We start from the raw sequence: 18,857 nt of genomic DNA on the forward strand, positions 1-18,857 counted from the left end.
ACTAGATTTGAAGGATACGACTGTTATCTCGTGGAATTTTCGTGACGATTCTGAATGTCGTAAACTGATTGCACTCTTTATAGTTAAAGAGGTGTTCGATGGGTTTGGGTCAAAAGGGCTTCGCGTAGTCGAAAACGAACTGAAGAAGATCCAAGCGGATCAAAATGATGACAGGAATGCACGAGAAAGCGACAAGCTATTCTCGACCAACGTACTGCCAACAAACGTCGATGCAGCGTTAGTTGTTGTCGATGGTGTGCTTCAGATCGTCAGGACTACTGATCAAACATCCACCTCAGCTTCCAGCGCGAACTCTTCGATGAACTCGCGGCGGGGTTCGACGATGTCGCCCATGAGTTTGGTGAACATTTCGTCGGCTTCCTCGATATGGTCGACGCGGACCTGGAGGAGGGTGCGGGCGTTGGAGTCGAGCGTGGTTTCCCAGAGCTGGTCGGCGTTCATTTCACCGAGCCCCTTGTAGCGCTGGATCTTGATGCCGTCGCGGCCCGCGGTCAGCACGGCCTGGAACAGGGCGCATGGTCCGTGGACGGTAAAGTCACCGCCTTTTTCGCGGCGCAGGATCAGCGGCTGGTCATAGAGCTCACGCAGGCTTTCGGCGCGTTCGGCGAGGCGAATGGCGTCCTGGCTGGCCAGTAGCGGCGCAGGCAGGATGGCGTTCTCTTCCACGCCGCGCACGGTGCGCTTCAGGACCAGCGCGCCGTCTTCAAAACGGCCCACCCAATTGTCTTCGCCCTCTTCGGCAAAGCGGTTCAGGCGTTCGGCGGTCTTCTGCGCTTCGGCGTCGCCTGCGCCAGCGGCCATCGCGCCGGCCATGGCGGCCTGTTCCAGCAAATCTGCCGGGGCGCGCAGGGCGAGACGGGCGAGGTTTGCCCGGAAGTTGGAGGCCGCGCGCACCCGGTCGCGCAAATCTTCGCCCGCAATCTGGGTGCCATCCGGCAGGATCAGCGCCTCGCCGGACGTGCCCTCGTCGATGAGATAGGAATCAAGCTCCGCATCATCTTTCAGGTAACGTTCGGACTTGCCGCGCGACACCTTGTAGAGCGGCGGCTGGGCAATGTAGAGATAGCCCTTCTCGATCAGCTCCGGCATCTGACGATAGAAGAAGGTCAGCAGCAGGGTACGGATGTGCGCGCCGTCCACGTCAGCATCGGTCATGATGATGATCTTGTGATAGCGCAGCTTGTTGATGTCGAACTCGTCCCGGCCGATGCCCGCGCCGAGCGCCATGATCAGTGTGCCGACCTGATCGGAGGACAGCATCTTGTCAAAGCGTGCGCGTTCCACGTTCAGGATTTTCCCGCGCAGGGGCAGGATGGCCTGGTTCTGACGTTCGCGGCCCTGTTTGGCAGAGCCACCCGCGGAGTCACCCTCGACGATGAAGAGTTCGGATTTCGCCGGGTCTTTCTCCTGACAGTCGGCCAGTTTGCCGGGCAGGGAGGTGATGTCGAGCGCAGACTTGCGGCGCGTCAGCTCGCGGGCCTTGCGGGCCGCTTCGCGCGCCGCCGCTGCCTCGACGATCTTCATCATGATTTCCTGCGCTTCCTTCGGGTGTTCCTCGAACCATTCGGCGAGCTTTTCACCCATCAGGCTCTCGACCACAGGGCGCACTTCGGAGGAGACGAGCTTGTCTTTCGTCTGGGAGCTGAATTTCGGATCAGGCACTTTCACGGACAGGACGCAGGTCAGGCCCTCGCGCGCATCATCGCCGGAAATCTCGACCTTGGATTTCTTCGCAATGCCGGTTTCGTTCGCATATTTGTTGATCAGGCGGGTCAGCGCGCCGCGGAAGCCCGCCAGATGGGTGCCGCCATCGCGCTGCGGGATGTTGTTGGTGAAGCAGAGCACGTTCTCGTGATAGCTGTCATTCCACTCCATCGCGACTTCGACCGTGATGCCGTCCTTCTCGCCGATGGCGTAGACCGGCTCCGGGATCAGCTTGGATTTGGTCTTGTCGAGGTGTTCGACGAACGCCTTCACGCCGCCCTCATATTCGAGGATCGCCTCATAGGGCTCTGCGTCGCGCTCATCGCGGAAGATGATCTTCACGCCGGAGTTCAGGAAGGCCAGCTCGCGCAGGCGGTGCTCCAGCGTCTTGCGGTCATAATCGGTCTTGGTGAAGGTCGACGGCGAGGCGAGGAAGCGTACGGCGGTGCCGGTATAGGGCTTGCCATTGTCGCGGTTGGGGGACTCGCCCCGCTCGATCAGGGGCGCCTCCACGCGGCCCCCCTCGATGAAGCGGACCCAGTGTTCCTTGCCATTGCGGTGAATGGTCAGCTCCAGCCAGTCCGACAGCGCGTTCACGACGGACACGCCGACGCCGTGAAGGCCGCCCGAGACCTTGTAGGAGTTTGAATCGAATTTCCCGCCCGCATGCAGCTGGGTCATGATCACTTCGGCTGCCGAGACGCCCTCGGTCGGGTGCATGTCGACCGGAATGCCGCGGCCATTGTCGGTGATTTCGGCAGAGCCATCGGGGTAAAGCGTGACCGTCACACGGTCTGCATGACCGGCCAGCGCCTCATCGATGGCGTTGTCCACAACTTCGTAGATCATGTGGTGCAGGCCCGAACCGTCATCGGTGTCGCCGATATACATGCCGGGGCGTTTGCGGACCGCTTCGAGGCCCTTCAGGACCTTGATCGAGCCAGCGCCATATTCGGGGGATTCAGCTTGCGTGCCTTCGGCCATAAAGGCCTCCTCATCGATTCGTGGATTCGCCTTTATTTATAGGGGGTTTGACGCCTAAAGGCCACAGATGAGAGGGGGAATTTGCAGCCCGGAAAACTCTTTTAAAACAGGGTCTTGCGGGCCGATTTGGCCGGCAGGGCGTCCGTCTGCGGATGGCCGGGCTAAAAAAGTGTCAAAAAACCCCGGAATCAGGGGGGATTTCGGGGGGATGAGTCTCTCCAGATCCGTGTCTCCGGGCTTGACCCGGAGCCTCTTGCGGCTGGCTGCGCGAAGCCCGCGCCCGTGCTTCGACTTCGCTCAGCATGAGCGCTCAAAAAGTGCAGTAAAGACCGGACTCATCCTGAGCGAAGTCGAAGGATGAAGCGGCAGAGCGCCCCCGTCAGGCCTCGCGAAATGCTCAGTCCTGGAAGACCGGTTTGCGCTTTTGGGCGAAGGCGGCGGCGGCTTCGGCGAAGTCTGGGGATTTGAGCTGTTCCGCAAACGCCTTGCCTTCTTCGGCCATGCGCTGTTTCACGGCGTCGCGATTGGCGCGGATCAGCGCCTTGGAGCGGCGGATGGCTGTCGGCGCGGCGGCGGCGACCTGCTGGGCGCAGGCGGTTGCGGCGGCCATCAGGCCTGCATCCGGCACGAGGCGTGAGACCAGGCCACAGTCCAGCGCTTCCTGCGCGGTCAGGATGCGGCCTGCCAGCAGGATCTCATTGGCCATGGAATTGCCCACAGACAGCGGCAGGAGCAGCGAGGAGCCCGCTTCCGGCACAAGACCCAGCGCCGTGAAGGGCGCGCGGAAATTGGCGCTCTCAGCCGCATAGGCGATGTCACAGTGCAGCAGCATGGTCAGGCCAACGCCGATGGCCGGGCCGTTGACGGCGGCGATGAGCGGTTTTTCTGCGTCGCGGATGGCGTTCAGGAAGCGGGTGACAGGCGGCTCGCCGGAGCTGCGTTCCATGTCGGAGGCGAAATCGCCAAGGTCGTTGCCAGCCGTGAACATGTCACCTTCGCCGGTGATGATGATGGCGCGAACCGCCTTGTCGTCATTCGCGCCGACAATCGCATCCGCCATCGCGCCATACATGGCCTGGGTCAGGGCGTTCTTGCGCTCGGGCCGGTTGATGGTGAGCGTCAGGATCTGGTTGTCGAGGCTGGTCTGGATATGGTCGGTCATGGGGCGCTCCGCGTCTTGTTGCCCGCAGGGGTGTGCGGGCTGGCGCGCCGGGCGTCAATCTCTGACGGTGCGGGAGGACCTGCTGTTCATGCGGCCCGGAAGCCGGAGGCGCGTTCCTCTGGCCTGAGCGTCAGCACGTCGATGCCCGTGGCCGTTACCGCGACCGTGTGCTCGAACTGAGCCGAGAGGGAGCCGTCCGTGGTCACAACCGTCCAGCCATCCTCTTCGGTCCGTACGGTGCGGCGACCGCGATTGAGCATCGGTTCGATCGTGAAGACCATGCCTTCGCGCAGGGTGAGGCCGGTACCGGGTTTGCCGAAATGAAGGATTTGCGGATCTTCATGCATCTCCCGGCCAATGCCGTGGCCGCAATATTCCCTCACCACGGAATAGCCAGCGCGTTTGGCGTGGCGCTCAATCGCGAAGCCTATGTCCCCCAGTCGTGCGCCGGGGCGGACCGCTCGAATGCCTTTCCACATGGCGCTGTAGGTCGCCTGAACCAGACGCCTGGCCGCGAGCGAGACATCGCCAACAAGGTAGGTTTTGGAGGAATCGGCAATGTAGCCGTTCTTTTCCAGCGTGATGTCGAAGTTCACAATGTCGCCATCGCGTAGAACGTCCGTAGGCGACGGAACACCGTGACAGACAACATTGTTGATGGAGGCGTTCAGGACAAACTCAAACCCATATTGCCCCTTGCTGGCGGGGCGGGCCTGAAGGTCTTCCCGAATGTAGTGTTCGACCAGATCATTGATCTGGAGGGTGGTTGTTCCAATGAGGTCCAGCGTGTCCAGATACTCGAATACGGCTGCGAGCAGGCGTCCGGATTCCGCCATCAGCGCAAGTTCCTGTGGCGTCTTTGTCATGCGTCGACAGCGGCGCGATCAGGCGTGAGAGAGGGCGCCGAGACGCCAGCGGTCTCCAGTTCGTGCTTCAGGACTTCGCTATAGCTGAGGGTCGGATTCATTTCGCAAAGCATGCCGATCCTGATCCAGTAGGCTGCCTGAGCGTTGATGGAGCGGGCGGACACCTTGCTGGCCCGCCGGACCTGTTCGTGCAGGTCGTCGTCGATGTTTACAATTCCCATGTCCGGCTCCGAATACATTCCATATATGGATCGTATATGAAATGTATATCGGTGCCGCAAGAGGAATTTCAGGTCGTGCCAGTGATGGCGGCTAGTCCGCCTGTGGCTTCTTCGGCCCCTTGCCGTGGCCTTTGGCCGGGCCCTTCTTGAAGGGCTTTTTCTTTGTGGGGCGTTTGTAGGTCTGGTCGCCGCCGGTGGGTTTGCCGCCCTTGCCGGGGGCTTTTGCGCGGATCTGGGGCGCCTTGCGGGCCTTCTTGGCCGGGCGGTCATCCTGGATGTAGTCGGTCAGCGGATCGAAGGGCTTTTCCTTCGCCGCGGCGGGCGGCTTTGGCTTCTTGCGCTCGCGGCGGGGCGGCGGACGGTCGTCCTTTGCGTCGGAGCCTGGCGCATGCGCGGCAGGCGGGCCGTCCAGCGAGAAGGCGCGCAGGCCTTTTTCCAGCGTGCCATCCGGCTTGATCGTGTCGAACAGGCGTTTGGCGGCGTCGGGCTTCAGCTCCACATGCGTGTCGGCCGGGTTGATGCGGATCGCGCCGATGTCTTCGCGTGACAGGCCACCGGCCTTGCACAGCATGGGTAGCAGCCAGCGGGCTTCGGCATTCTTGCGGCGACCGACGTTCAGGCCGATCCATGTTGCATTCTCGAATCCGGGCTGCGGCTCGCGCGGGCGGCGTTCGCGAGGCTCGCGCGGTTCTCTGGGACCACGATCATCCCGGTCGCGGCGATCATTGCGCTCACGCCGCTCACGCGAGGGCGGGCGGTCATCCACTTCGCGCAGATCTTCCGGGGCGGTGCGCCCGGCGCGCTGGCGGCGGATGAAGGCGGCCGCGATCTGTTCTGCGCCATAGGTGTCGATCAGTGTGCGGGCAAGTTCTGCCTCATTGGCGCTGGCATCTTCGGTGAAGATCGGGTCGGCCATCAGGCGGGCATCGTCCAGCGCATTGATTTCATCTGCAGACGGCGGTTTTCCCCAGCTCGCCTCGATCTTTGCGTCGCGCAGCAGGCGCTCCACCCGGCGGCGGGCACGTGGCGCAACCAGAAGCGCACTGACGCCCTTGCGGCCTGCGCGGCCTGTCCGGCCTGACCGGTGGAGCAGGGTGGCCGGATCGCGTGGCAGGTCTGCATGGATGACGAGGCCGAGATTTTCGAGGTCCAGCCCGCGCGCGGCAACATCGGTCGCGATACAGACGCGGGCGCGGCCGTCCCGCAGGGCTTGCAGCGCGTTGAACCGCTCTTTCTGGCTCAGCTCACCTGACAGGGCGACGACCGGGAAGCCGCGATTGCCCATACGGCTCATCAGCTTGTTCACGGCGGCGCGCGTCGTGCAGAAGACGATGGCGGTCTCACTGTCGGAATGGCGGACAATGTTGACGATGGCGTTTTCTTCATCCCCCGGCGCAACCAGCAGGGCCCGATAGTCGATGTCGACATGCTGGGATTTCTCTGCCGCCGTGGTGATGCGCTTGGCATCGTTCTGGTAGCGGGAGGCGAGCGCGGCGATGCCTTTCGGCACGGTGGCGGAAAACATCAGCGTGCGGCGGGTTTCAGGTGTGCCGTCGAGAATGTGCTCCAGCTCCTCGCGGAAGCCCATGTCCAGCATCTCGTCGGCCTCGTCCAGCACGACGACGCGCACCTTGGAAGCGTCGAGCGAGCCACGGCGGATATGGTCTGACAGGCGGCCCGGCGTGCCGACAACGATGTGGACTCCGCGGCCCAGCGCCCGGCGCTCGTCGCGCATGTCCATGCCGCCCACGCATGTCGTCAGGCGCGCGCCGGAGGGGGTATAGAGCCAGTCCAGCTCGCGGGAGACCTGCTGTGCTAGTTCCCGGGTCGGGGCGACGATGATGGCCAGCGGCGTTTCGGGGCGGTCGAACCGGTCGGCACCGTCCAGCAGGTCGGCGGCCATGGCGAGGCCGAAGGCGACCGTCTTGCCGGAGCCGGTCTGCGCGGAGACGAGCAGGTCCTGGCCAGCGAGGTCTTCTTCAATGACGGCGGACTGGACCTGGGTCAGCGTGTCGTATCCACGCTGCGCAAGGGCCTCGGCAAGCGCCGATGGGATAAGGGAAGTGTCGGTCATGGGGCAGGGACTTTCAGGGGCGCTAAGGGCGCAGCAGCGTGCGCAGCGCGGGAAGATTTTGCCCCCTATGACACGTTTTTGCGTAACGCACCATAAACAGCGCGCAGATGGGGTGTTTGGGGATTTGCGTGGGTCCGCTGGTGGGGCCGGATAAACGCTTTGCGTTTTCCGGGATGACAAACAAAGGGAGCGCACTCCGAAATTTGTCATCCCGGAATTTGCGCTCGCAAATAACCGGGACCTATTGGAGCGGCTTGGGCCGACGGTATGGGAGTTGCGCTGGTCTGCGATGGGGCCCGGACAAGCCTTTCAGGCTTTCCGGGATGACAGGAATGGGGTGGAGGCTCCGGCATTCGCCGAAGACACGGGAGAAACTCACACTTCCACGTCCAGTCGCTCCAGCCCACGGAAGAAGGGGAGGGCGCGCCAGGTCAGTTCCTGCTCTGGCAGGCGCATGTCAGGATAGCGCGCGAACAGTTTCTCGAACACGCGTCGCGCTTCGATGCGGGCCAAGGGGGCCCCGATGCAGATATGTGGGCCGCCGCCGAAAGCGACATGGCTGGCGCGTTTCTGCGTGATGTCGAACGCCTCAGGCGCGTCAAACACGGTCTCGTCCCGATTGGCGGAGGCCAGTGAGCAGAATACGACCTGATGGGCCTTCATCGGACAGCCGGCGACTGTCTTGTCGGCCTCGACGATGCGGGAGGTGGCCGAGACGGGCGCCTCATAGCGCAGCACTTCCTCAACCGCCTGCGCGCCCAGCGCCGGATCGGCCTTGAACGCGGCGAGCTGGTCCGGATGGGTCAGGAACAGCCACACGCCATTGCCGATCAGGTCTGTCGTGGTGAGGTTCCCGCCAACAAGGAGCGCGCCGAGATTGATTCGCAGTTCGTCATCTGTCAGCGGAGCGTCGCCGCTTGCCTGCAGCAGTACCATGTCTGTAATCAGATCATCGCCGGGAGCTTTGCGGCGCGCCTCCATCAATTCGGTGAAATAGGCGTCGAGCGCGTGGCTGCCGTGTTCCATCCGCTCCGTCTCTTCCGGGGTGCGCACGGGATTGAGGCTGAGGATGATATCTTCTGACCATTGGCGGAAATCCGGCAGGCGTTCCTCGTCCACGCCGAGAATGCGGGCGATGACGGTGACCGGGATGGGCACGGCGATGTCTGCCATCAAGTCAAACCGGCCGGTCGCGGTCGCGGCGTCGATGGTCTCGTCAATAATGGCCTCGATCTGGGGCTTCATCTTCTGGATGCGCGCATAGAAGGCCTTCGCCAGGGGCGGGCGAACGCGGGCATGGTCAGGGTCATCCAGAAAGAGGATGGAGGTGCGGCGCGGGTTTTCGTCATCCTCGATCAGCTGGCGCGAGATTGAGCCTTCCTCGGAATTCAGCGGATGGCGGACAAAGCTGCGATCGTTCACGGCTTCCCGAATGTCGGCATAGCGCGTCAGGAACCAGGTCTTGGCGATCTCGTCACGCATGACGGGACAATTGTGGCGCAGGGCTTCAAGCTTGGGATGCGGATTGGCGCGCGCATCGGGCATGAAAGCGGTCACTTCAATAACGGAATGCGGCACCGGCGGTGCGGTCTGGTCGTCGGCCATGTTTTCCTCCCTGTCCGGTCTTTGCGCCGGATCACTCCAGTGAGCTTAACATGGATCAGCCGCGAAATCGTGGGTGACGCTGGGCGAAGGGAATTTCTGCTCTAAATAGAGAAAGCCGGTTTTTGCCCCTTGAGTGTCGTAGGGAGAGCCGGGGATAGTGTGGTCAAAACATGACTCGGAGGAAGCCATGACGAGGCTGGTCAGCGACGCCATTCTTGAAGACACCGGCGCAGTAATGCCGGCAAACCCACTTGCCTATCCCATGCTCGAATCGGATTTCGAGCTCTGGAATCCCAACTCCTGGACACAGGGCCACCCCTACGGACTCTATGCCCGCATGCGCAGCGAAGCGCCGGTCATGTGGTCCAAGATGGGGCGGGGCGGCACGGGCTTCTGGTCGGTCTCCCGCTATGAAGACATCAAGGCCGTTGAGCTGCAGCCGCAGGTCTTTTCATCGGAGCGGGGCGGCATCAACCTGGCCGTGCCCCCGCGCCAGCATTGGAAACCGGAAATCCTGGTGCGCGCGGCGATGGACAATCTGATCTCGATGGATGAGCCGCGCCACATGCAGATGCGCATCCAGCAGAAGGATTTCTTCATTCCGGCCTATGTGAAGCAATTGCGCGAGAAGGTCAGCGTGAAGGTGGACTCGCTGCTGGATGATCTGGAGGCGAACGGACCAGAGGTCGATTTCGTCAAACTGTTTTCCAACCAGCTGCCGCTGTTCACCCTGTGCGAGATGCTGGGCGTGGACGAAGAAGACCGCCAGAAGATCGTCCACTGGATGCATTACCTGGAAATGGCCAGCCAGTTCATGACCAATCCGCTGCGCACCTTCCTGGGCGAGCCATTGTTCCCGCTGCGCTTCAAGAAAGTGGTTGAGGACATGTTTGCCTATGGCGCGCAGGTGATGGCAGACCGCCGCGCCAATCCGCGGGAAGACCTGTTGACCGTGATCGCCCATTCCAAGCTGGACGATGAAGACCTGCCACAGGAATTTCTCGACGGCTCCTGGTTGCTGATCATCTTTGCGGGCAATGACACGACGCGCAATTCCCTGTCGGGCACGATCAAGCTGATGACAGAATGGCCGGAGCAGCGCGCCATGGTGCTGGAGGATCCGTCGTTGATCCCGCGCATGTCTGACGAGGCGTTGCGCCTGATCTCGCCGGTGAAGCACATGCGCCGCACCGCGCTGGAAGACATTGAGCTGAACGGCCAGATGATCGCCAAGGATGAGAAGGTCGTCATGTGGTACGGTGCCGGCAATCGGGATGCGGACATTTTCCCGGACCCGGACCGGTTCGACATGATGCGCGACAATGTCGACAAGCATATCGCCTTCGGCCACGGCATCCACAAATGCCTCGGTTCCCGCGTGGCACAGATGCAGCTGCGCGTGGCCTATGAGCAGATTTTCCAGCGCTTCCCGGACATCGAGTTTACCGGAGAGATCAAGTACGGCCCGAACGCGCTGGTCCATGCGATCTCGAAGCTGAAGGTCAATCTCTACGGCAAGGGCAAGTCCCGCCCGACCAAGGTGCAGGTCAAGTCGATGGCGACGGCCTAGGCCGCAATTTGCGCCTTGAAGGCTTTGTGTTCGGGTTCGATGAGGCCGAGTTTCCAGTAGGAGCTGACATAGGTCAGCTCTTTGCGTGTCGGGCGTTCCTTGCGGAAATAGGTTCGGAATAGTCCGGCAACGGAAAATTCGCCTGCGACGAACACGCTAGGCGCGCCTTCGCGCCAGATAACGGACTGGACGGCATCGATAAGCTCGTCACTCGGCGCGTGGGCGTCCGCCTTGATGATCCAGTGGATGGTGATGCCGGCTGGCGCGCGCACGGGCTGGCGGTCTTCCTCGCTGAGGATTTCGAAAAAGGCATCGCCGACCGCATGTTCTGGCAGGCCTTCAAGTTCGATCGCGGCGGCCGGGATGGCGGCCATGTCCGCCGCGAACATATGCCAGTCTGCCTCTTCGATGGTGAATTTCAGCGTGCCGGGGCGCGAGATCAGGATGCGGTCGCCAGCCTTGGCCTGTTTCGCCCACGGCCCGGCAATGCCTTCATCGCCATGCACGACGAAATCGATATCGAATTCCCGCTCCGCCGGGCGGACATGGCGCAGCGTATAGGTGCGCATCTGTGTCTTGTAGGTGTCCGGATCGAAGGTGGGCGGGCCAGCTTCGCCGGGGGCAGGGGCCAGCACTTTCTGGTATTGGCCGGGCGCGCCGAGCGTGAAGTCTGCCGCAAAATCGGACCGGAAGGTCAGGCGATACATGTGCGGCGTCAGCTGTACGGTGCGCAGGACGATGGCTTCGGCAAAATTGGATGAGGACATGAACGGGCATACCTGTATTGAGAATAATTCTCAATCACACATATGGCCTGTGCGCGCGGGATCAAGCATGTGAGCGCAAATTGGCCTGAAAAAACGCGTCTACGGCTCAGCCGAGGGCGCGCGGAATGCAGCTGGCAGTGGCCTGCGCCAGCAATGTGCCGTCTTCGCGGCGCAGGAAGCCTTGCGTGAAAATGCCGGCGCGGCCCCGCCGGACACATTCGCCGCGACCGATCAGGCGCTCACCGACCGGAACGGGACGGATATAGCTCGTCGTCATTTGCAGGGTGGGGGCCATAGCCGGGCCATCCTGCACGATGGAGCCCGCGACGCTCATCACTTCATCCAGCATGGCCGCAACAAAACCGCCCTGACCATCGCCAGCCGGATTGCCCGCTTCGGGTGGCAAGGTAAAGGCCGCTTCGACCCAGCCCTCGGTCTCGTCAAAGGCGATCAGCTCGAAATTCAGGAAGCGGGCGGCGGCGGGAATATCGTCCCGCGTCAGCAAGTCCTGCCAGAAGGCGCGCTTGTCGAAGCTCATCAGCCGAGGCGTTTGAACAGCATGGGTATGGCGGTGGCGGTCGCCTTGGCGACGAGCTTGCCATCTGCATCGAAACATTCGGCTTCCATGAAGGCGGCGGACTTGCCCATGCGCAGGATGCGGGCCTCAACGTTGGCCTTGCCTGGCATCAGGCGGCGCAGATAGCTGGTCTTCATCTCAAGCGTTGGCGCCGTCATGGTAATGTTGGAGGCGATGATCACGCAGGTGCTCATCGCTTCGTCCATCATGGCGGAAATGAAACCGCCCTGAACCGCGCCGGTCGGGTTGGCGAAGCTGGGAGAGACGTCAAAATCCATGCGGATGCGCTGGGCATCCTGCTCGACTTCGACAAGGCGCATGCCCAATGTGTCAGAGCAGGGCGGGCGCTTCTTGGAGTTCTGGAAACGCGCCAGCATATCGGCGTCGGAGACGCGGGGTTTTTCGTCGTCGGACATGGTCGCGGTCCGGCCCTATTTGCGGCGGAAGGCGTCGAGATTGACGACAGTTCCGGCCTCTGCCTCGGCGCTATCGGCGTCCTCAGGGGCGCTGGGCGCGCTGGTCGCTTCGCCCGCAGGAGAAATAACGGCGGCGTCCTTGTCCGGGGATTCGAATGTCAGGCCGAAATTGACCGACGGGTCCACAAACCGTGTGATGGCGGCATAGGGCACGTGCAGGTGCTGGGGCACGCCGGAGAATTTCAGGATTATCTCGAAATGGCCGTCATGCACTTCCAGATCCCAGTATTGGTGCTGGATCACGATGGTCATTTCTTCGGGGAAGCGCTCGATCAGATAGTCGGCAATCTTCACGCCGGGGGCGCGGGTTTGGAAAGTCAGGTAGAAATGATGGTCGCCCGGCAGGCCGTTGCCCTCAACGCCAGTGCGCAGGGCTTCGCGTACAACGCCCCGCATAGCCGCCTGAGTAAGTGCCTCATAGCCGATATAGTCCGTCATAAGCCTGTGTATTCCCCAGATGTCGTATGTCGTCGTAGCGATGCTTACAGTAGGGGCGTGGACGCAGGCTCGCAACGGCGTTCGCACAACGGGCGAGCAAAAAAGTCAGGTTCGCTTGCGGGAAGCTGTGACTAACCCATTGTGGCAGAAGCCATCTTTGCGAGCCTTTGCCCTGAATGAAACACTAGTAATTTGCCGGTGGGTCGCTGGCCGGGAAGGACTCGTCGAGTTCCTCATCGACCTCGTTCCACTCTTCCGGGGGATGCTCCATATTCTCTGCACCCGCAGGGCGAACCTTCTTGTGGTGAGTCGGTTCGTCTTCGGTTTCGGTCTCTGGTTTGCGATTCTTCGGATCAGCTTGCTGTGTCATGTGCATACTCCTTCGTGCCAATCCAACGCATCGCGCCGCCTTTGGTTGCGTCTGGGTGCAATCTCTCTAGGCTGTCCCAAACAGGCCGGAACACCGGCAATCGGGAGGACAGTTTACATGATCACCATGCCGGAAAAGGGACGCGACTGGAGTGACGTGCGCGAGGAGATGATTGCGCGCGGCGGCGGGGATGCGCAATGGCGCGACGGACGCACCACGGTCTACGTATTTAATGCAGGGCCGGAAATCTCGAACATCCAGCATGACGCCTATGGGCTCTACATGGCGGAGAATGGTCTCGGTCCGCTCGCTTTCCCGAGCCTGGCACAGATGGAGAAGGAAGTGATCGGCATGGGCCTGTCCCTGCTGCATGGGCCGGAGGGCTCGACCGGGGCGATGACGTCCGGTGGCACCGATTCGATCACGATGGCGATGAAGACCGCGCGCGATTATGCGCGCAGCCGGGGCAAGCCGCGCGAGGGGCAAAATGTGGTGCTGCCGCAATCGGCGCATCTTGCCTTCGACAAGGCTGCGCATCTGATGGACATCGAAATTCGCCGCGTGCCTCTGAAGACAGATGGCAGCTATGAGGCGGACCCGGTGGCGATGGGGGAAGCCGTGGACGCCGCGACGATCATGATGGTCGGGTCGGCGCCGAACTTCCCGCATGGCATCATTGATCCGATCGCGGCGCTGGGTCAGGTGGCGGAGCAGAAGGATGTCTGGCTGCATGTCGATGCCTGCGTCGGCGGCTATTTCGCGCCCTTTGCGCGGATGAATGGCGTGCCCGTGCCTGAATTCGATTTCGAGGTTCCGGCCGTCAAATCCATGAGCGCGGATCTGCATAAATACGGCTATTGCGCGAAGGGGGCGTCGACAGTCCTGTTCCGGTCAGAGGAGCTGTATGCCCACATGCCGTTTGACATGGCCGGATGGAGCGGCGCGCCGATGAAGACTCCGACACTGGCAGGCACGCGGCCGGGCGGAGCGATCTCTGCGGCCTGGGGCGTGATGAACACTCTGGGCATTGAAGGCTACAAGCGGCTTCAGGGGCAGGTCTGCGCGACGCGGGAGCGTATCGAGGAGGGCGTCAAGCGGCTCGGCTTTGACGTGGTCGGCAATCCGATGCTGGGCCTGGTGGCCTTTTCGCATCCGAATGTCCATGCCTTCGCGATCTATGGCGAGATCTTCCGGCGTGGCTGGTTCACCTCCGTCACGAAGGAGCCGCCAAGCCTGCACCTGATGTTGAGCCCGAAACATGCCGAGGTGGCGGACGCCTATCTCGCCGACCTGGATGCCAGCGTGAAGGCGGTGCAGGCCGGCACGGCAGGCGAAAAGGTCGAGGCGCGCTATAGCTGACATAATGTATGAATGGGGAGGACGCAGACATGGAAACGAAGGGACGAACAGCCGTCATAACAGGAGGTGCAAGCGGCATTGGTGCGGCGCTGGCTGACGCAATGGTGGCCGATGGCGGCCGCGTCGTGATTGTGGACATCAACAAGGACGCCGCCGAGGCGCAGGCAGCAAAGCTGGGGGATGCGGCGCACGCCATTGCGTGCAATGTCGCCGATGTGGCGGGTGTCGAGGCGATGGCGGAGGAGGCCTGGAACTGGCTGGGCGGGGTCGATCTTGTCTTTGCCAATGCCGGGATCAGTGTTGCCCGCCCATTGCTCAAGGCCAGTGAGGCGGAATTCGATGTCACGATGGGCGTGAATCTGAAAGGCGTCTGGGCTACGGCGAAGGCCTTCGCTGTACGGATGATCGAGGCGGGCCATTCCGGGCATATCTGCCTGACTGCATCTGAACACGCCCTTGGCCTGCAACATCCGGGAAATGGTTTCTACACGGCATCAAAACATGGCGTCCTGGCGCTGGGCGATGTGTTCCGGGCTGAATTACCGGACAGTATCGGCATGAGCGTGTTGTGCCCCGGCCTGACCGCGACAGGCATGCCGGATACGAGCCCCGCAGCAACGGGTATGTCGCCGGATGAGCGCCGCAGCGCGATCGCCCGTGCGGTCATGGCGCAAGGCAAGCCGGCGGAGGAGGTAGCCCGCCACACGCTGGACGAGATCGCGCGTGACACATTCCTGATCGTGCCGGAACCGTCGGCCTGGCTGGCGGCGGAGAAACGGGCCGACGAAGTGCAGAAGGAGTTTGCACGTCAGGCGCCGATGGGGCCGGGCGCCATGCAGTATCATGTCGGCGCTGTGGTGGAGCGTATCCGAAAGTCTGGCCAGGGCCTGCTGTGACGCGGTTGTGATCAACCACGCCCGGCTTTTCCCTTGACCGCCCAGGGCGGCTGGGTTTCTCTTTCGGTAGCGCTAACACAAGATGCAGCGACCCTCAGGGAGACCCTCATGACCGGATTCATTCATTCGCGCAGGCAATTCATTGCCCTAAGTTCCGCCACCCTTGCGGCGGCGCCGTGGATCGCGGGATGTGCCAGTGCAGAAGGCAGCGGCGCGATCCCGGCCAAGGCGATCGGCATGCCGTGGCCCAACTGGGGCGAGTTGCCCGACAGCCCGCCGCCTGCACCGACAGAGGGCAGCGTCGGGTTCGCCGTGATGGGGCTGGGCGGTTACGGCATCGGCAAGGTCTTGCCCGCGCTGGCCGCGGCCGACCGGTGTCATGTGGCGGCGGTGGTGTCCGGCAATCCTGAGAAAGCGAAAAAGGTGGCCGCGGCCTATGGTCTGCCGGAAGATGCTATTTATTCGTATGAAGACTTTGACCGCATCGCCGAGGATGATCGCGTTGAGGCGGTGTATAATGTGCTGCCGACGGGCCTGCATCTGGAATGGACGGAGAAGAGCTTTGCGGCAGGAAAGCACGTGCTTTGCGAAAAGCCGATGGCGATGTCGGTGGCCGAATGCGAGCAGATGATTGCTGCCTCGGAGGCCGCCAATCGGAAACTGATGATTGCCTATCGCTGCCATTTCGAGCCGTTCAATTTGCGCGCCATGGAGCTGATGCGGGAAGGGGCAGTCGGCAAGATCAAACATATCGAGACGGCGCAGAATTACCGTATGGGACCGACCAGCGTGTCTGAAAACTGGCGTGTCGTGCGCGCGCTGGCCGGGGGCGGTCCGCTGGAAGATTACGGGATTTATGGTTTGCAGTCCGCGCTTTACCTGTCGGGCGAAATGCCGGTGGCCGTAAAGGCCGTGACCGAGCAGCCCGCAAATGATCCGCGCTTCGAGCAAATCTTCTCCACTGTCACAACCGATTTGCGCTTCCCGTCCGGGGCGACGGCGCATTTGTTCACCTCCTATGATACCTCGCCCGGTAACAATATGGCGCGGGTGGACGGCGAGGCCGGCACGCTGCTCATGCAACCGGCAACGGGCTATGGCGGCCACAAGATGCGGCTGACCCGCGATGGTGTGACCGAAGACCTCAATCCTGGCGACCCGAACGTACAATTCGCGCTTCAGTGCGATCATCTGGCCGACGCGATCCGCGACGGCACCGAAATCATCACGCCGGGCGAGATGGGCCTGCGGGACATGGCGCTGATCGAGGCGATCTATCGCTCCGCCGCTGAAGGGCGCGAGATCACGCTCTAGCGCGGAAATTCAACGCCCCTGCGCAAGGGAAAGCTGGACGCGGTCGCCCCGCGCCCTACAGTCCTTCCTGTTTCCAATATTGGGCTGAGGGGCCAATCCATGATCACGCTGCACCATCTCGAAAAGTCGCAATCCATCCGCATCCTCTGGCTGCTGGAGGAATTGGGTGTGCCCTATGAGGTGAAGCTGTATGACCGCGATCCAAACACACGGCTGGCCCCGGCGGAATACAAGGCCGTCTCACCGCTCGGCACCGCGCCCTGCATCAGCGATGGCGACGTCACGCTGGCCGAGACGAATGCCATTGTCGACTATATCCTGGACAAGCATGATGATGGCCGCCTGCGCCCCGCGCCGGGGACGGATGATCGTGCAGACTACCTGTTCTGGTTCCATGCCTCGCAGGGCAGTTTCCAGCCCTTGCTGACCAACAAATTCGTCATGATGGCGATGACCAGCCGCGCGCCATTTTTCCTGAAGCCTGCGGCGAAGATGTTGGTGGGCGGCCTGGACAAGGCCTTCTTCGGCCCGCGCCTGAGCGCGTTCATGGCAGAGGCGGAAAAGGCGCTGGGCAAGCATAAATGGTTCGCTGGCGAAGAGTTGACGGCAGCAGATATCGTAATGGGATATTCGATGGAGCTGGCCGCGCACCGGGCTGGCATGGACGCCGGAAACTATCCGAATGCGCACCGTTTCCTGCAGCAGATGCGGGCCTATCCCTCCTATCAGCGCGCGCTGGAAAAGGACGGCAAGGGCACGATCCTGCTCTAGTGCCTAATCTGGGCGGCGCATGGCATTTGCGATGTTCGGCAGGTCCTCTGCCGTCTGATAGTATTGCGGTTCTGCGCGGGCATTGCTGGCCTGTTCATAGGCGTAGCCAAGGGAGAGGATGGTGGCGTCCTGATCCTTTCCGCCCATGAACGAGATTCCGACCGGCAGGCCGCGAGCAGTTCCCATCGGTACAGTCAGGTGCGGATAGCCGGCGATTGCCGCCATGAAGCCTGCGCCGGGCCAGTCCGGCCAGACATCGCCATTGACCGGATCAACGCGCGGGGCGAGGGGGCCAGTCGGCGCCACCAGTGCAATCACGTCATGCTCCGCCAGAAGACGGTCTATGCCATCCTCACGTGTTGCCGACTGCACAAGGGCGACGGCATCGCGATAGCCGTCTGACTCGAGCCCGTCCATCGCGTTCGATTGTTCGAAAATATCCTGGTTGAACAGGGCCAATTCGGCTTCGGCATTTTGCTGGCTGAAGGCGATGAGGTCTGCAAGAGAGCGGGTCGTGACCGCGTCGGGGGTGGTGGCCAGATAGGCATTCAGCGTGGCCTTGAACTCATATTTCAGCACATCGAACGCGTTGCCCCAGAAGCCGCTCGGCATGTCTACATCTTCTATATCAACAAGGATGGCGCCCGCCGCTTCCATATCAGCCAGTGCCGCGTGAAAGCGCTCTTGGATCAGGGCGTTGCTGCCTTCTGCCCCGCGCAACACGCCGATGCGTGTGCCCTCCAGAGAGGAGGCGTCCAAAGCGCTGGAATAATCCGTTCTCGCATCTCCAGTCGCCATGGCGGCCAGCATCATCGCTGCGCCCCTGACCGATTTGGTCATTGGACCTGCCGTGTCCTGTGAGGAGGAGATCGGGATGATATAGTCTTGCGAGACGAGGCCGACGGTGGGTTTGAACCCGACCACGCCATTCACCGTAGAGGGGCAGGAAATCGACCCATTGGTTTCTGTTCCGACGGTTCCCGCGGCGAGTGAGGCAGCCGCCGCTGCGCCAGAGCCGGAACTGGAGCCGCAGGGATTGCGGTCCAGCATGTGCGGATTACGGACTTGCCCACCAAGGGCGGACCAGCCGCTCATCGAGCTGTTGGAGCGGAAGTTCGCCCACTGGCTGAGATTGGTCTTGCCAAGGATGATGGCGCCCTCCGCGCGCAGGCCCGCGATCAGGGGCGAGTCGCGGCCGGTGAAATTGTCCTTCAGGGCAAGGGAGCCTGCCGTGGTGGGCATGGCATCGGCGGTCTCGATATTGTCCTTGATCAGGATGGGCAGGCCATGCAGCGCGCCGAGCGGTTCACCCGCTGCGCGCTTTGCATCCAGCGCGCGGGCCACGTCCAGCGCATCCGGGTTCAGGGTGAGGACCGCCTGCAGTGTGGGGCCGTTCCGGTCGACCTGTTCGATCCGGTCGAGATAGGCCTGGGTCAGTTCCTCAGCCGAGACCTCGCCTGCCTTCAGGGCCTCGGCCAGTTCCGGCAGGGATTTGGCGGTCCAGCCTTCGGCGGCATAGCTGATCGGTGGTTTGCTGTCCGGCATGGGCGCATCCTCCACGGTTTGGGAACAGGCCGACAAGACCAGCGCCGATATGGCAGCAGTGAATACGTGTTTCATGGTGGCCAGCTCCCCTGAAGTTCCATCAGAAACGCTACCGCCAATCGTGTGGACTGGCCAGA

At 62.1% G+C, this 18,857-nt stretch carries 17 protein-coding genes; 5 read left to right on the plus strand and 12 right to left on the minus strand.

The genetic code is table 11. The features are described 5' to 3' along the window. Positions 1-282 precede the first annotated feature (282 nt). The 6 genes from gyrB to HF931_RS07970 all read right to left on the minus strand — a co-directional run bounded on the left by gyrB (position 283) and on the right by HF931_RS07970 (position 8,637). The gene (gene gyrB, locus HF931_RS07945) at positions 283-2,709 is read right to left on the minus strand and encodes a DNA topoisomerase (ATP-hydrolyzing) subunit B (RefSeq protein ID WP_035546759.1); all 2,427 of its coding nucleotides are present in this window, start codon (positions 2,707-2,709) and stop codon (positions 283-285) included. Between the two features lie 397 nt (positions 2,710-3,106). Further along, positions 3,107-3,871 (minus strand): enoyl-CoA hydratase, encoded by a 765-nt coding sequence (locus tag HF931_RS07950; protein ID WP_035546757.1) that lies wholly within the window; start codon positions 3,869-3,871, stop codon positions 3,107-3,109. An 86-nt stretch (positions 3,872-3,957) separates the two neighbouring features. Further along, complete coding sequence (map, locus tag HF931_RS07955) at positions 3,958-4,737, minus strand: type I methionyl aminopeptidase (protein ID WP_273242945.1); 780 nt, start codon at positions 4,735-4,737, stop codon at positions 3,958-3,960. Then, positions 4,734-4,958 (minus strand): ParD-like family protein, encoded by a 225-nt coding sequence (locus tag HF931_RS07960; protein WP_273242947.1) that lies wholly within the window; start codon positions 4,956-4,958, stop codon positions 4,734-4,736. The genes map and HF931_RS07960 overlap by 4 nt, the downstream gene beginning before the upstream one ends. A 91-nt stretch (positions 4,959-5,049) precedes the next feature. Further along, the gene (locus HF931_RS07965) at positions 5,050-7,032 is read right to left on the minus strand and encodes a DEAD/DEAH box helicase (RefSeq protein WP_273242949.1); all 1,983 of its coding nucleotides are present in this window, start codon (positions 7,030-7,032) and stop codon (positions 5,050-5,052) included. Between the two features lie 375 nt (positions 7,033-7,407). Then, positions 7,408-8,637: a cytochrome P450 gene (locus HF931_RS07970; protein ID WP_273242951.1), complete on the minus strand. Its 1,230-nt coding sequence runs from the start codon at positions 8,635-8,637 to the stop codon at positions 7,408-7,410. A 187-nt stretch (positions 8,638-8,824) separates the two neighbouring features. On the opposite strand from HF931_RS07970, the gene HF931_RS07975 reads away from it, so the two are divergent. Next, positions 8,825-10,207 carry a cytochrome P450 gene (locus HF931_RS07975; RefSeq protein WP_273242953.1) on the plus strand — a complete coding sequence of 461 codons (1,383 nt, stop codon included), beginning with the start codon at positions 8,825-8,827 and terminating at the stop codon, positions 10,205-10,207. Here the strand turns inward: HF931_RS07975 and HF931_RS07980 are convergent. The 5 genes from HF931_RS07980 to HF931_RS08000 form a co-directional block, all read right to left on the minus strand. Further along, complete coding sequence (locus tag HF931_RS07980) at positions 10,204-10,974, minus strand: siderophore-interacting protein (protein WP_273242955.1); 771 nt, start codon at positions 10,972-10,974, stop codon at positions 10,204-10,206. The two genes, HF931_RS07975 and HF931_RS07980, sit on opposite strands and share 4 nt — an antisense overlap. Positions 10,975-11,080: 106 nt before the next feature. Then, complete coding sequence (locus tag HF931_RS07985; protein ID WP_273242957.1) at positions 11,081-11,512, minus strand: PaaI family thioesterase; 432 nt, start codon at positions 11,510-11,512, stop codon at positions 11,081-11,083. Then, positions 11,512-11,967 carry a PaaI family thioesterase gene (locus HF931_RS07990; protein ID WP_273242959.1) on the minus strand — a complete coding sequence of 152 codons (456 nt, stop codon included), beginning with the start codon at positions 11,965-11,967 and terminating at the stop codon, positions 11,512-11,514. The genes HF931_RS07985 and HF931_RS07990 overlap by 1 nt, the downstream gene beginning before the upstream one ends. A 15-nt stretch (positions 11,968-11,982) precedes the next feature. Next, positions 11,983-12,465, minus strand: a complete 483-nt coding sequence (locus HF931_RS07995; protein WP_035546733.1) for an SspB family protein — start codon at positions 12,463-12,465, stop codon at positions 11,983-11,985. Between the two features lie 184 nt (positions 12,466-12,649). Continuing rightward, on the minus strand, positions 12,650-12,835 hold the full coding sequence (locus tag HF931_RS08000; protein ID WP_035546724.1) for a hypothetical protein: 186 nt from the start codon (positions 12,833-12,835) through the stop codon (positions 12,650-12,652). Positions 12,836-12,952: 117 nt separating this feature from the next. On the opposite strand from HF931_RS08000, the gene HF931_RS08005 reads away from it, so the two are divergent. The 4 genes from HF931_RS08005 to HF931_RS08020 all read left to right on the plus strand — a co-directional run bounded on the left by HF931_RS08005 (position 12,953) and on the right by HF931_RS08020 (position 17,175). Beyond that, positions 12,953-14,194 (plus strand): pyridoxal phosphate-dependent decarboxylase family protein, encoded by a 1,242-nt coding sequence (locus HF931_RS08005; RefSeq protein WP_273242962.1) that lies wholly within the window; start codon positions 12,953-12,955, stop codon positions 14,192-14,194. A 29-nt stretch (positions 14,195-14,223) separates the two neighbouring features. After that, a complete protein-coding gene (locus tag HF931_RS08010) occupies positions 14,224-15,090 on the plus strand; it encodes an SDR family oxidoreductase (RefSeq protein WP_273242964.1) in 867 nt (288 codons plus the stop codon). A gap of 108 nt (positions 15,091-15,198) precedes the next feature. Next, positions 15,199-16,404: a Gfo/Idh/MocA family protein gene (locus HF931_RS08015; RefSeq protein ID WP_273242966.1), complete on the plus strand. Its 1,206-nt coding sequence runs from the start codon at positions 15,199-15,201 to the stop codon at positions 16,402-16,404. Positions 16,405-16,503: 99 nt separating this feature from the next. Next, complete coding sequence (locus HF931_RS08020; protein WP_273242968.1) at positions 16,504-17,175, plus strand: glutathione S-transferase family protein; 672 nt, start codon at positions 16,504-16,506, stop codon at positions 17,173-17,175. A gap of 3 nt (positions 17,176-17,178) precedes the next feature. On the opposite strand, the gene HF931_RS08025 is transcribed toward HF931_RS08020, so the two are convergent. Next, positions 17,179-18,795, minus strand: a complete 1,617-nt coding sequence (locus HF931_RS08025; RefSeq protein WP_273242970.1) for an amidase — start codon at positions 18,793-18,795, stop codon at positions 17,179-17,181. Positions 18,796-18,857 lie beyond the last annotated feature (62 nt).

It is taken from the genome of Hyphomonas atlantica corrig., from assembly GCF_017795365.1.
GTDB lineage: Bacteria > Pseudomonadota > Alphaproteobacteria > Caulobacterales > Hyphomonadaceae > Hyphomonas > Hyphomonas atlantica.

Excerpts from the sequence above, each read along its gene's own strand:
- HF931_RS08015 (WP_273242966.1), top strand. The coding sequence starts at position 15,199 with ATGACCGGATTCATTCATTCGCGCAGGCAATTCATTGCCCTAAGTTCC.
- HF931_RS07965 (WP_273242949.1), bottom strand. The coding sequence starts at position 7,032 with ATGACCGACACTTCCCTTATCCCATCGGCGCTTGCCGAGGCCCTTGCG.
- HF931_RS08025 (WP_273242970.1), bottom strand. The coding sequence starts at position 18,795 with ATGAAACACGTATTCACTGCTGCCATATCGGCGCTGGTCTTGTCGGCC.
- gyrB (WP_035546759.1), bottom strand. The coding sequence starts at position 2,709 with ATGGCCGAAGGCACGCAAGCTGAATCCCCCGAATATGGCGCTGGCTCG.
- HF931_RS07960 (WP_273242947.1), bottom strand. The coding sequence starts at position 4,958 with ATGGGAATTGTAAACATCGACGACGACCTGCACGAACAGGTCCGGCGG.
- HF931_RS07985 (WP_273242957.1), bottom strand. The coding sequence starts at position 11,512 with ATGAGCTTCGACAAGCGCGCCTTCTGGCAGGACTTGCTGACGCGGGAC.
- map (WP_273242945.1), bottom strand. The coding sequence starts at position 4,737 with ATGACAAAGACGCCACAGGAACTTGCGCTGATGGCGGAATCCGGACGC.
- HF931_RS08010 (WP_273242964.1), top strand. The coding sequence starts at position 14,224 with ATGGAAACGAAGGGACGAACAGCCGTCATAACAGGAGGTGCAAGCGGC.
- HF931_RS08005 (WP_273242962.1), top strand. The coding sequence starts at position 12,953 with ATGATCACCATGCCGGAAAAGGGACGCGACTGGAGTGACGTGCGCGAG.
- HF931_RS07970 (WP_273242951.1), bottom strand. The coding sequence starts at position 8,637 with ATGGCCGACGACCAGACCGCACCGCCGGTGCCGCATTCCGTTATTGAA.
- HF931_RS07980 (WP_273242955.1), bottom strand. The coding sequence starts at position 10,974 with ATGTCCTCATCCAATTTTGCCGAAGCCATCGTCCTGCGCACCGTACAG.
- HF931_RS08000 (WP_035546724.1), bottom strand. The coding sequence starts at position 12,835 with ATGACACAGCAAGCTGATCCGAAGAATCGCAAACCAGAGACCGAAACC.
- HF931_RS07995 (WP_035546733.1), bottom strand. The coding sequence starts at position 12,465 with ATGACGGACTATATCGGCTATGAGGCACTTACTCAGGCGGCTATGCGG.
- HF931_RS07975 (WP_273242953.1), top strand. The coding sequence starts at position 8,825 with ATGACGAGGCTGGTCAGCGACGCCATTCTTGAAGACACCGGCGCAGTA.
- HF931_RS07950 (WP_035546757.1), bottom strand. The coding sequence starts at position 3,871 with ATGACCGACCATATCCAGACCAGCCTCGACAACCAGATCCTGACGCTC.
- HF931_RS07990 (WP_273242959.1), bottom strand. The coding sequence starts at position 11,967 with ATGTCCGACGACGAAAAACCCCGCGTCTCCGACGCCGATATGCTGGCG.
- HF931_RS08020 (WP_273242968.1), top strand. The coding sequence starts at position 16,504 with ATGATCACGCTGCACCATCTCGAAAAGTCGCAATCCATCCGCATCCTC.